Annotated in this window: 9 protein-coding genes; 6 read left to right on the top strand and 3 right to left on the bottom strand. The window is 72.0% G+C overall.

Translation table 11 applies throughout. From position 1 onward, the window contains the following. Positions 1–27: 27 nt before the first annotated feature. Positions 28–828, top strand: coding sequence for an alpha/beta hydrolase (locus tag WH85_RS01120; RefSeq protein ID WP_045739675.1), 801 nt, complete (start codon positions 28–30; stop codon positions 826–828). Positions 829–921: 93 nt separating this feature from the next. Next, the gene (locus WH85_RS01115; protein WP_045739674.1) at positions 922–1,551 is read left to right on the top strand and encodes a response regulator transcription factor; all 630 of its coding nucleotides are present in this window, start codon (positions 922–924) and stop codon (positions 1,549–1,551) included. Here WH85_RS01115 and WH85_RS01110 read toward each other — a convergent pair. Next, positions 1,471–4,710 carry a BTAD domain-containing putative transcriptional regulator gene (locus tag WH85_RS01110; RefSeq protein ID WP_245673765.1) on the bottom strand — a complete coding sequence of 1,080 codons (3,240 nt, stop codon included), beginning with the start codon at positions 4,708–4,710 and terminating at the stop codon, positions 1,471–1,473. The two genes, WH85_RS01115 and WH85_RS01110, sit on opposite strands and share 81 nt — an antisense overlap. A gap of 102 nt (positions 4,711–4,812) precedes the next feature. After that, positions 4,813–7,854, bottom strand: coding sequence for an ATP-binding protein (locus tag WH85_RS01105; RefSeq protein WP_245673764.1), 3,042 nt, complete (start codon positions 7,852–7,854; stop codon positions 4,813–4,815). Between the two features lie 73 nt (positions 7,855–7,927). Here WH85_RS01105 and WH85_RS01100 point away from each other — a divergent pair, with 73 nt between their 5' ends. Further along, positions 7,928–8,794 carry an alpha/beta fold hydrolase gene (locus tag WH85_RS01100; protein ID WP_045739673.1) on the top strand — a complete coding sequence of 289 codons (867 nt, stop codon included), beginning with the start codon at positions 7,928–7,930 and terminating at the stop codon, positions 8,792–8,794. Between the two features lie 4 nt (positions 8,795–8,798). On the opposite strand, the gene WH85_RS52675 is transcribed toward WH85_RS01100, so the two are convergent. Then, entirely contained in the window at positions 8,799–10,388 is a 1,590-nt protein-coding gene (locus tag WH85_RS52675; RefSeq protein ID WP_045739672.1) for an alpha/beta fold hydrolase, read from the bottom strand. A gap of 103 nt (positions 10,389–10,491) precedes the next feature. On the opposite strand from WH85_RS52675, the gene WH85_RS01090 reads away from it, so the two are divergent. From WH85_RS01090 to WH85_RS46565, 3 genes are all read left to right on the top strand, one after another. Then, positions 10,492–10,890, top strand: coding sequence for a PPOX class F420-dependent oxidoreductase (locus WH85_RS01090; RefSeq protein WP_045739671.1), 399 nt, complete (start codon positions 10,492–10,494; stop codon positions 10,888–10,890). Positions 10,891–10,977: 87 nt separating this feature from the next. Further along, entirely contained in the window at positions 10,978–11,829 is an 852-nt protein-coding gene (locus tag WH85_RS01085; RefSeq protein ID WP_045739670.1) for an alpha/beta fold hydrolase, read from the top strand. A gap of 75 nt (positions 11,830–11,904) precedes the next feature. Next, a complete protein-coding gene (locus WH85_RS46565; protein ID WP_157410665.1) occupies positions 11,905–12,477 on the top strand; it encodes an alpha/beta fold hydrolase in 573 nt (190 codons plus the stop codon). Positions 12,478–12,486: the final 9 nt, after the last annotated feature.

The raw sequence follows: 12,486 nt of genomic DNA, 5'->3' as shown, positions 1-12,486 counted from the left end.
TGCTCGTACGCGCTCTGGTGGAGTGACATGGCCGTTCCGGGAACACCCGTCGTTTTCATCCATGGACTGTGGATCCATGCGTCCTCGTGGTCGTCGTGGACCGCGAGGTTCCGGTCCGCCGGCTACCAGCCGATCGCCCCCGGCTGGCCGGGCGACCGGGACACCGTCGCCGACACCCGGGCGCGCCCCGAGGCGCTGGCGGGGAACGGGCTGGATGCGATCGCCGACCACTATCGGAACGTCATCGCCGGGTTGGACCGTCCGCCGGTGGTCGTCGGCCACTCGGTGGGCGGAGCCGTCGTGCAGAAACTGAACGTCACAACGAGACTGGCGGCCGCCGTGGTCATCAGCCCCGCTCCGATCAAGGGGGTCCGGGCGCTGCCCCCGGCCCAGCTGCGCTCCTCCTTCCCGGTGCTGCGCAACCCCGGCAACGCCCGGCGAACCGTCACGTTGACCCGGGAGCAGTTCCGGTACGGGTTCGGCAACGCCCTGCCGGAGGCCGAATCCGACGACCTGTACGAGCGGTACGCGATCCCCGGTCCGGGCCGGCCGATCTTCGAGGTGGCGACCGCCGACCTCCGCCGCCGCTCGCCGGCCGCGGTGGACACCCGCACCGGCCACCGGGCGCCGTTGTTGTTCCTCGCGGCCGAACACGACCACACCGTCCCCGCCGTGGTGACGCACGGCGCTCACCGGCTCTACCAGCGGTCACCGGCTGTCTCCGACCTGATCACCTTGGAGGGCCGGGGCCATTCCGCCCCGTTCGACCACGGCGGGGAGGACGTCGCCGACCGGGTCGCGCTGTGGCTGGACGACCACCTCCAATAGCACGGCCCGGCTTTCAGTCCCGCGGAAGTCAGCCTTCAGTGCCCGATCCCTATCCTGCGACCGCCGCAATCGGAGACAGTCAGGAGTAGATCGGTGCCAGCATCCGGAACGCCGGTCACGGTCTTCGTGCACGACGCCGACCCGCTGATCAACGCCGGACTCACCCACCTGCTGCGATGCAGTGCGCGGATCGAGGTACGCGATCCCGGCCCGGGCGACGACCCGGCCGGGGTCGCGGTCCTCTTCACCGACCGGATGCACCGGCCGGTGCTGAACCACCTGCGTGACCTGGCCCGCTCCCAGCGGCTTGTCCTGGTCGTCGCCCACCTCACCGAACACCAGCTGCTGCAGGCCCTCGACGCCGGGGTCTCCGCCATCCTCTTCCGCCACGAGATCACCGGCGAGCGCCTGCTCGACGCGGTCGGTGCGGCGGCCCGCGACGAACGGGATCTGCCGCGCGAGGCCGTCGGGCGGCTCGTGGACGTCGTGACGCGACTGCGCCGGCAGCCGGCCGCGGTCCGCGACGCCGCCCGTCCGCCGACCGAACGCGAACTGGCCGTCCTTCGCCTGCTCGCCGACGGCCTGGAGACCCGGGACATCGCGGAGCGGCTGGCCGTCTCCGAACGTACCGTCAAAAAGGTTCTACACGGTGTGACCGTCCGGTTCCGGCTGCGAAACCGGACCCACGCCGTCGCGCACGCCCTGCGCGAGGGATACCTGTAGAGCCGCCAGGAACTCGTCGGCCCGGGTCGCGAACAGGTGCGCCTCGCGCTCCACGGCCAGGGCCCGGGCCCGCTCCGCGGCGGCCCGGACCACGTCGGCGGGTGCGCCGCGGGCGTGCGACAGGCGAGCTCTGAGCAGCAGGATCAGGCCTTCCGCGTACCGCTGCCCGTGGGTGTCGAGGAATTGATCGGCCCGGTCGAGGGCTTCGGCGGCGGCGTCCAGGTCCCCGGCCGCCATCAGCATCTCGCCGAGCAGCCCGTGCCAGGTGGAGACGCAGGTCCGGATCGGATCGAGGAGGTTCGCGTCGATGAGCCGGCGCGCCTCGGCGGCCGCACCCCGGGGGTCTCTGCCGGTGACGGCGAGTGCCCAGCAACGGGCCAGGCGCTGATAGGTGCCGAGGAAGACGTACGTGAATCCGGGGTCGGCGGCGATGCCCTGGTCGGCGGCGTGCAGCGCCCACACCGGGTCGCCGGCGATCGCCGCGGTGCGGGCCGCCAGCGACGCCCACACCGTGATCGCGTACGGGTCGTCGGCGGCGGCCTCCGCCCGGTCGAACAGTGCCCGGGCCTCGGTGAGCCGGCCGTGCAGCGCGGTCGTCTCGGCCAGCATCCCGTCCATCAGCAGCTCGACGTCGTACCGGACCGGGTCCTCCTCCCGGCCGGCCGGCCGAAGCTGGTGGGATCGGGTGAGGTAGCGGAACGACTCGCCGATGTTGCCGATGTGCCACTGATGCAGCCCCCAGGCCCGCAGGCCGTACGCCCGCGCGGTGGGGTCCTCGGATCGCCGGCCCTGTTCGAGCAGTCGACGCGCCACCGGGCCGCTGCGGTCGAGTTCGATCAGCGTGGCGTGCACCAGCCACCGCGAGAACAGGAATCCGGTCGCCTCCGCCTCCCGCCCGAGATCGCGGACCAGGTGTTCGGCCCGTTCCAGCACGTCGAGCGTCGCGGCGCCGTACCGGGACTGCATGCCGACCGCCGCGGTCAGGGCCAGCGCGGAGAGCTCCAGTTCGGGCAGGCCGGCGGCACGGGTGAGCCGGGCTGCCTTCCGCAGATGCCGCTCGGCCGCGTGGACCGCCGATTTGGCGGCCGCCCGGCGGCCGGCCCGGATGAGCGAGATCGCGGTCCGGCCCGGGCCGGCCAGCGGACCGGCCTCACACAGGTGGTGGGCGAGGCGCTCGGCGATCGAGTCGTCGCCCGGAACGCCCTGCTCCAGCGCGTTCGCCACCCGCAGGTGAAGCTCGGGCGCCGCCGGCCGGGGGATGGATCCGGCCACCGATTCCCGGACCAGGTCGTGGGCGAACCGGAGCGCGAGCGGATTGCCGGGCGCCGGGCCCAGCAGGCCGAGCGCCTCCACCGGTTCCAGGCGGTTCAGGCACGTCTGTACGTCCACGCCGGCCGCCCGGGCGAGCAGGCTCAGCTCGACGTCGCGGCCGACGATGGCGGCGATCCGGAGCAGTCCACGGGCGTGGTCGTCCAGGCCGGCCATCCGATCGTGGACCACGTCCCGCACGGTGGCCGGCACGCCGGCCCGGGCCACCGTGTCCCCGGTGAGCACGCCCTGCTCGGCGAGCAACCGGGAGAGCTCCAGGACGAAGAACGGGTTGCCGGCCGTACGCGTGTGGATGATGCGCGTGGCGTCGCGGCCGGGAGCCTGCCCGGTCTCCCGGCGGACCAGCTCGGCCACGCCTTCGGGTCCCAGCGGCCCGAGCCGGATCCGCCGGTGGCCGGGTGTCCGGCTCGCCGCGGCGAGGACCCGGGTCAGCGCGGAGCCCGGCACCGGGGCGACCGAGCGGAACGCGCCGATCACCGCGACGTTCCGGGGAAGCCGGATGACCAGGTGCGCGAACAGCCGGAGCGAGCCCAGGTCGGCCCAGTGCAGATCATCGACGAGCAGGACCAGGGGCTGCCCGGCCGAGACCTCGCCGAGGACGGCCACCACCTGTTCGTACAGGCGGAACCGGGTGTCGTTCTCCGGAATCATCGGGCCGCCGAGAGCGTCGTCCCGGCTCTGGACGAGACCGCCCAGCTCCCCGGCGAGCCACTTCTCGCGGTCGGCGCCGGACAGGCCCTCGATGACGGCGCCGACCGCCTGCACCCACGGCCACATCGACGGCGTTCCGTCGCCGGCGAGGCAATGGCCCCAGACCACCCGGGCGCCGCGCCGCTCACCGTCGCGGGCCGCCTCCTCCAGCAGCCGGGTCTTGCCCGCCCCCGGTTCCCCCTCGACCAGCGCGAAGGCGCTGCCACCGGCCAGGGCCGACCCGATCGTCCGCCGCAAGGTTCCGGCCTCCGCGTCCCGGCCGACCAGATCTCCCTCGACGCGTGGATCAGCCGGCGGCACGGCCGCGGGGGCCTGCGCCGCGACGGTCACCGGCGGCGCGGCGAGGTACACCGTCCGGCTCAGGGCCTGCTGGAGGGCGGACTCGAGGGCCGGGCCGGGGTCGATGCCGAGGTCGTCCGCCAGCCGGGCCCGCACCCGCTGGAACACCGCGAGCGCCTCCGCTTGACGCCCGGCTACGGCGAGGGTGGTGATGAGGGCCGCCTGGACCGGTTCGTGCAGCGGCGCCATCGTGGCCGCCCGCTGCACGAACGGGAGGACCCGGTGCGGCTGGCCGACCGTGATCGCGAGTTCGGCCGCGGACACCGCCGTCGCGAAGAACTCCCGATCGAGCGCGGCGAACGTCGGTATCGCGGCCGGTGCGTGCAGGAGTCCCTCACCGGCCGGCCCGCGCCAGAGGCCCAGCGCGGCCAGGTGATGCGTGAGGGCGTCGTCCGGGCGCCGCTCGGCCGACGCGGTGGAGGCCGTATCGGCAAGGTGCCGGAATGCCAGGACGTCCAGCACCTCACGATCGGCCACGAACTGATAGCCGGTCCCTCGGCGCTGCACGTACGAGCCCGGCCGCCGGGCCTCGACGCCGGGCTCGAGCAGCCTGCGCAGGCCACCGACGTACTTCTGGACGACGTTCAGCGCGCCGGTCGGGGGCTCCTCGCCCCAGATCAGGCTGATCAGCTCGCTGGTCGCGACGGGGCGGCCCGCTCGGGCGAGCAGCAGGGCCAGCAGGTACGCCTGCCGGCGCGGACCGGGATCCCGTTCGATGCCGTCACGCCAGATCCGCAGCGGACCGAGAATCTGAAGACGCAGGCCGACCGATGCGATCACGAGCACACCCCCGGGCCACGGACAAGTGGGGTTCAGCCTGCCGATTCGCTGTGGACGGCCACTGGATTCCCAATGTATCGACGGGCATCCTGCTCGAGCGCGTCAGCTCAGTGAAACCAGCAGGTCCTCGGCCCGCCGGACGAACAGGTGTGCCCGCTGACCGGCGGACACGTCGCGGGCCGTACGGGCCGCGGCCCGCACCACGGCGACCGCCTCCCCGCGGGCCCGCAGCAGCCGCGCGCGGAGCAGGAGCAACAACCCCTCGGCGTGACGCGGGCCGTGGCTCTCGAAGAACTCGCCGGCCCGGTCGAGCGCGGCGCCCGCCTGATCGATCCGGCCCGCCGCCAGCGACATCTCGGCGTACAGCCCGTAGAAGAAGGCGGCCCCCCACTGCGGCGGATCGCTCAGCACCGTCACCAGGATCTTCTCGGCATCCTCGGCGGCGCCGGCCGGGTCGTCACCGAGCAGGGCCCGCGCCCACAACCACTCCAGCCTGGTGTAATGCACCGCGACAAAGGTGCGCCCGGGGTCCGGGTCGATCCACCGTCCGGTCACCCGCAGAGCCCAGGCCGCGTCGCCGGCGGCCGCGGCCGACATGCCGGCGAAGTGCGCGCAGATCGACTGCTGATACAGGTCCTCGCCGGCGGCCCTCATCAGGTCCTCGAAGCGCTGCCGGGCGTCGTCGACAGCGCCGTGGAGCGCGAGCGCCATCGCCTCGGTCACCGACCAGAAGTACGCCAGGTCGTACCGCAGCGGGTCGCCCGTGGTCGAGGAAGCGGTGTTCCCTTCACTCAGGCACCGCAGCGCCTCCCCCACGTCGCCCACGTCGTAGAGCTGATGCTGTCCCCAGACCTGAAGGCCGTACGCACGGACGACCGGATCGGCGGAGCGGGCGCCCCGGTCGTGAAGCCGTCGGGCCAGCCGGCTCCGGACGGCCTGCAGGGTGTGGGTGGCGCCGATCGTCCTGGCGGCCAGCAGATCGGCGGCCTGCGCGTCCCGCCCGAGGTCGTCGGCGAGTTCGGCAGCGCGTTCCAGCAGCTCGGCGGTCGATCCGCCGTACCCGGCGCGCCGTCCGACGATCACGATGAGGGCCGACAGCGCGGACAACTCCTGCTCGTACAGGCGCGCCGTCCGGGCGGTGTGGACCGCCGACCGCAGATGCCGTTCGGCCGTCTCGAACGCCGATTTGTCGGCCGCCCGGCGACCGGCGGCCGCCAGCGCCTCCGCAGTGCGCCGCGGATCGGCGAGCGGACCGGCCGCCCACAGGTGATAGGCCAGGCGCTCGACGACGGGTCCGCCCGCCGGGTCACGGTCGAGGGCGTCCGCGATGCGGAGATGAAGACCGGGCACTCGCCGGGGCGAGACGCTCTCGCCCACCGCCTCCCGGACGAGGTCGTGGGTGAAACGGTACGAGTACGGGTCGCCGTCGACCGGTTCCACCAGGCCCAGCTCCGCCAGCGGCGCCAGGTGGTCGAGACAGGTCTGGACGTCCATGCCCGCGGCGGCGGCCAGCACACCGAGGTTGACGTCGCGGCCCACGAACGCGGCCGTCTCGAGCAGGTTCCGGGCGCCGTCGTCCAGAGCGGCGATCCGGTCGAGGACGACGTCCCGCACCGTCGACGGCACGTCCACCGGATCGGCCCCGCCGGCGGTCAGGCGGGACAGCTCCCGTACGAAGAACGGGTTGCCGCCGGTCCGCGCGTGGATGACAGCGGCGGCCTGCGGTCCCGGGCTGTCGCCCGTCTCGAGCCGTACCATCGCGGCCACCTCGGCCACGTCGAGCGGGCCGACCTGGATCCGTTGATGCCCGGGCGCCCGGCTCGCCACGGCCAGCATCCGGGAGAGCTCAGCGCCAGGAGCCGGAGCCCGGTCGCGCATCGCGCCGATCAGGGTGGCGCCGGCCGGCAGCCGAGCCGACAGGTGGCCGAAGAGCTGGATCGAGCCGGCGTCGGCCCACTGGAGATCGTCGATGACGAGCAGGAGCGGTCGCCGGGCAGCGGCCTGGGCGACGACCGCGACCACCTCTTCGAACAACCGGAACCGAGTGCCGTCGTCGGGCCCGGCGAGGGCGCCGGAGCGTGGCTCGACCAGTGCGCCGATCCCCCTGTCGAGCAGGTCCTGACGGATCTCGTCCGGCAGAGCGGGCACGATGGCCCCGGCCACCTGGACCCACGGCCACATCGACGGGGTGCCGTCACCGTCCAGACAACGCCCCCAGACCACCCGGCGGCCGGCCCGGGCAGCCTCCGCGGCGGCCTCCTCGAGCAGGCGGGTCTTGCCGGAGCCCGGTTCGCCGGTCACCACCACGGGCCCCTCCGCCGCCCGCAACGCCGCCAGTTCGGCGGACCGGCCGACCAGCTCCCAGGGGCCGGCCGCCGGCCCGTCCGTCAACCGCCGAAACGCGTCCTGCAACGCCGGCCCCGGGTCGATACCCAGATCGTCGGCGAGCCGGGACCGCACGGCACGGTAGGCGTCCAGCGCGGCGGCCTGCTCCCCCGCCGCGGCCAGCACCTCGATCAGGGCCGCCTGCACCGGCTCGTGCAGAGGCGCCATCGCCGCCGCCCGGTGCACGGCCCGCAGGATCCGCTCCGGCCGGCCCAGCGGCACGGCCAGCCCGGCCGCGGCCACGCAGGCGTCGACGAACCCCCGGTTCAGGTCGGCGAATAGTGCCTCTCCGCCCGGCCGGTGGGTCAGTCCGTCCCCCGCCGGGCCGTTCCACAGGGCGATCGCCTCGGCGTAGTTCTCCAGCGCCACCTCCCGCCGGTTCGGCCCGACAGCGGCCTGCGCCGCCGCGACCCGATCCCGGAAAGCAGCCAGGTCGACCAGACCGGACCCGGCATCGAAGAGGTAGGCGTCCCCGCGCCGCAGCAGGAACGAGCCACTCGCCCGGGCCGGAAGGCCCGGCTCCAGCAGCCGCCGCAGGATGCCGACGTACTTGTGGACGACGTTGAGCGCGGTCGCCGGGGCCGACTCGCCCCAGATCAGGTCGACCAGCTCATCGGCGGTGATGGGGCGCCCCTCCCGGGCCAGCAGCACGGCCAGGAGGTAGGCCTGCTGGCGGGGGCCCGCGTCGAGCTCCACGTCGCCCCGCCACAACCGCAGCGGGCCGAGGATCTCCAGACGGAGCGTCGGTTCCGGCAGCACCGGGCCGATGGTACGACCCTAGGTCCACTTCTCGTGAACAAGCCGTCAAGTCGACATCAATACCGTTCGCTGCATGACGGTCATCACTCATCACCGCTACGCCGATATCCAGGGGCATCGCCTGTTCTACCGGGAGGCCGGCCCGTCCGGCGCGCCCACGGTGGTTCTGCTGCACGGATTCCCGGCCAGCTCGTCCATGTTCCGGCACCTGATCCCCGAGCTGGCCGACCGCTGGCACGTCATCGCGCCCGACCTGCTCGGTTTCGGGGAATCCGACGCTCCGGCGGTGGACGAGTTCGACTACAGCTTCGACGCGCTCGCCGACCTCACCCGCCGGCTGCTCGACCATCTCGGGGTACGCCGCTACGCGATCTACGTTCAGGACTACGGCGCCCCGATCGGCTGGCGGCTGGCTCTCGCCGAACCCGCGGCGATCACCGCTGTGATCAGTCAGAACGGCAACGCGTACGAGGAGGGGTTCGTCCCGGAATTCCTCCAGCTCAATCGGAACCTCTGGGACGCGCCGGGACCGGCGACCGAGGCGCCCCTGCGACAGGCTCTCACCCTCGACTTCACCCGCCATCAGTACCTCGCGGGTGTCACCGACCCGACCCTGGTCGACCCGGGCACCTGGCGCAACGACTACGCGCTGCTATCCCGCCCGGGCATGGATCTCGTCCACATGCAGCTGTTCCGCGACTACGCGACCAACGTGAAGCTCTACCCGGAGGTGCAGCGCTGGTTCCGCGAATGGCAGGTTCCCCTGCTGGCCGTCTGGGGCCAGGGCGATCCGATGTTCCGGCCCCGCGGCGCGTACTCCTTCACCAGTGACCTGCCCGCCGCCGAGATCCATCTGCTCGAAGGCGGGCACTTCCTGTTGGAGAGCGCCCTCGGCGAGTGCGTGCCGCTGATCCGCAAGTTCCTCGCCGAAGCACTCTGACCGGTCAGCAGGCTCCCCACTCGAGGTGGAACGCCTCCGCCGGGTCCAGGACCGCACCCATCGCGTACGCGTGTGCGAACTCCGCCTCCCCGACAGCGGTGAGCGCCGCAGCCCGGGCGGCGTCGAGCTCGGCGGCGTCGTCCGGGTCGGGAAGCTGCCGGGCGGCGGCGTACGCGCTGTCGGAGAACCCGACCATCCGGGCGGCCCGCTCGAACTCGCCGTCGGCCGTCGCCATCGCCGCGGCGGCCACGCCGAGATACGGCACGAAATCCCGGTAGCAGTTGCGGAAGACCCGCTCCCGGCCCTCCGCGAACAGCTGCCGGGCCCGGTCGAGGTGCCCCATGCGCAGCTCGATGAAGGACAGGTTGTGGTACTCGGCGTTCACCAGCTCCGGCTGACCGAGCTCGGTGTTCAGGGCGATGCTGGTCAGGTATCGCTCCCGGGCCTCCGCGTGACGTCCGGACAGCCGGGCGACCGCTGCCAGCACATGCCGGGGACGCTCCTCCAGCCGGCGTACGCCGGAACGCTCGGCGATCCGGAGAGCCGAGGAGGCGAGTTCCTCGGACCGAGCCAGGTTCCCCGCGCGGAGGGCGACGCGGGCCATCGCGTATATCCCCTCGACCTGTCCGGCCGGCTCACCGGTGGCCCGGGCCCGCTCGATCTCTGCCAGAGCCATCCGGGTCACCGCGGCGTCGTCGCCTCCCCGGAAGACGGCCCGCAGCTCCGTCGCGACCGCGCCGTCCCAGTCGCGCACCAGCAGGACCGCGTCGAGGAAGCGATCCGGCTCCTCGACCTGTCCGAAGTGGCCGCTGTCCTCCAGCATCACCAGCCGCGACCCGACGATGCTCCGGTGCAGAGCCTCGGCCCAGACCGGGCCGCAGATGAAGTCGTGCCGACCGCAGATCACCACGGTCGGCGCGGAGACGGCCGCCAGGTCGGCGCGGTAGTCGACAGCCGTCGTCTCGAAGGTCACCCGCCACGAGCGGACGGCGCCGCGGAGCGGCTCGAACTCCTCCCGGCGCCCCCAGAAGTCGGCGAAGTAGACCGGCAGTCCGGCCCGCAGCGCGGCGGTCTTCTCCTCGTCGGTGAACACCGGGCTCTCATCGTTGAGGGCATCGCGGGCGGCGCGAGCTTCTGCGCCACCGGAACCTCTTCCGGGGTACGCGTCAGCCGCCACCGTCGCGGCAGCCCAGAAGGCGGCGTCGGTGACCGGCGTCGAGCTGTACAGGACGAGGCCGGCGACCCGCTCGGGGTGCAGGAAGGCGAACCGCTGGGCGACGAGCCCACCATGCGAATGCCCCAGGATGTGCACGCGCGGCACACCCAGCCGGTCGACGATCGCGGACAGGAAGTCGACGTACGTGTCGACGTAGGTGGCTCCGGCCGGCAGCGGTCGTGATCCGCCCGTGCCGACGGGTTCGACGTACACCATGGTGAAATGCTCCTCCAGCCGGGAGGAACGCAGATAGGAATGGTCGACGCCGGGCCCACCGGAATGGGCGATCATCACGGGCCCCTCGCCCGCCACGTGATAGGTCTGAGTGGTGCCCCGGTGCTGGAAACCGTGGGTGCCCGGGCTGAGATCGCTGTTCATCCGTGGAAATGTAGGTCGACCCGGTTGACCGGCACTGGAACCGTCGCCGGCCTACCCGAAGACGCTTCACTCATCGTCAAGTCGATGTCCGTACGTTCGGCCGGTGACCTCCTTCAGCGAACTCGGTGCCGCCCGGTACGTCCTGCTCACCACCTTCCGCCGCGACGGCCGCGCCGTGGCGACGGCGGTCTGGGTGCTCCCCGCGCCCGACGGTGAACTGGCGATCTGGACCGCCGCCGACAGCGGCAAGATCAAGCGGATCCGTCGCGACGGCCGGGTCACGCTGGCCCCGTGCACGGTGGCCGGGCGGGTCCTCGGCCCCGCCGTCGAGGGTCGCGCCCGCCTCGGCACTCCCGAGGACACCGGGTGGGCCGCGCGCCGGATCCTCCGCAAGTACCGCCTGATCGGCCTCCTCGTGGTCGGCGGCAGCATCCTCCGACACCGCCGCATCGGTGGCGTAGCCGTATTCGTGTCCCGCACCGATTCCCCGGCCGGCCACTGACATCGGCAACGACAGTCGTCATTCAGTTCCGATTCACAAGGAGCGATTAGCGTCGCTCTGGACCGCTACACGATCGAGGGGGAACGCATGAAGTTCATGACCACCGAGGTGAACGGGCTCGACATCTTCTACCGGGAGGCCGGGCCGGCGGACGGTCCCGTCGTGCTTCTCCTGCACGGATTTCCGACATCCTCGTGGCAGTTCCGCAATCTGATTCCGCTCCTTGCCGACAAGTATCGGGTCATCGCCCCGGACTACCCCGGTTTCGGCCATTCCGCGAGCCCGGACCGCGCCGATTTCGACTACACCTTCGCCAACTACGCCGACCTCATGCACGGGCTGCTCGACCAGCTCGGCGTCGACCGCTACGCCTTCTACGCGTTCGACTACGGCGCCCCCACCGGCTACCGGCTGGCGCTCCAGGGGCCGGAACGGGTCACCGCGATGATCGTGCAGAACGGCAACGCGTACGAGGAGGGCCTGCTCGAGTTCTGGAACCCGATCAAGGCTTACTGGGCCGAGGACACCCCGGAGAAGCGGGAGGGCGTACGCCCCATCCTGTCCGAGGAGACCACCGAGTTCCAGTACACCCACGGCGTCGCCGACCGCACCCGCCTCGACCCGGACGCCTGGCTGCACGACATCACCCAGCTGGCCCGGCCCGGCAACGACGACATCCAGCTCGACCTGTTCAAGGACTACGGCACCAACGTCGGCCTGTACCCGCGGTTCCAGGAGTTCTTCCGCACCCACCGGCCGCCGACCCTGATCGTCTGGGGCCAGAACGACTACATCTTCCCGCCCGAGGGCGCACACCCGTACCTCAAGGACCTGCCCGACGCCGAGCTGCACCTGCTCGACACCGGCCACTTCCTCCTGGAGGACCAGCTCGACGCAGCCGGCCCCCTGATCCGAGACTTCCTCGACCGCTCCCTCTGAACGGTCATGTTCCCGGCTTTCCGCCAGCAGACGGACAACAATAGAAAATAAAGTGACTCACGGCATCATGAGCAGGTGAGCAACCGCAAAAAGACCATCGCACTATGTGTTGACGGAAGCACAATCAACTGTCATGTTCACGGCCGCGGCCCGCTCTGTGTGGTGTATCCCGGGGAGGCTGAACCGGGATGGGAACATGCACGGATTCCTCTTGCGGAACGCGAACTGGCCATGGTCTACGTCGAGCCCGCGGGTGCCGACGATCCCGTCGAGCGCCTGCGGGCCGTCGTCGAACATTTCGGCGATGAGCCGGTCTTCGTCATCGGGCACGGGCGGGGCGGATTCGCCGCACAGAGGTATGCGATCTGCGACCCGGCCGGCGTCGCCGGCCTGATCCTGTACTCCACGAGCCCGGTAGCCGAATGCTCCGATCTGTCCCATATCACCGCGCCGACCCTCGTTCTGGCCGGCGCGCATGACGACCCCGAGGAGGCCGCCGCATTGGCCGCGGGCATACCCCGATCGCGGATCGTGACCTTCGAGCAGAGCGGCCACCTCGCCCACCTGGAGGAGTCGGAGCGTTTCGTCCACATCCTGCTGGAGTTCACCCGGCGGGTCTCAGGCCCGGTCCGAACCGGTCGGCGCTGACCGAGGGAG

Origin of the sequence: Actinoplanes rectilineatus (assembly GCF_000962825.1) — a bacterium.
GTDB classification, from domain to species: Bacteria; Actinomycetota; Actinomycetes; order Mycobacteriales; family Micromonosporaceae; genus Actinoplanes; species Actinoplanes rectilineatus.
The sequence above is the reverse complement of the archived record's forward strand: the minus strand, read 5'-3'. Positions and strand labels throughout refer to the sequence as shown.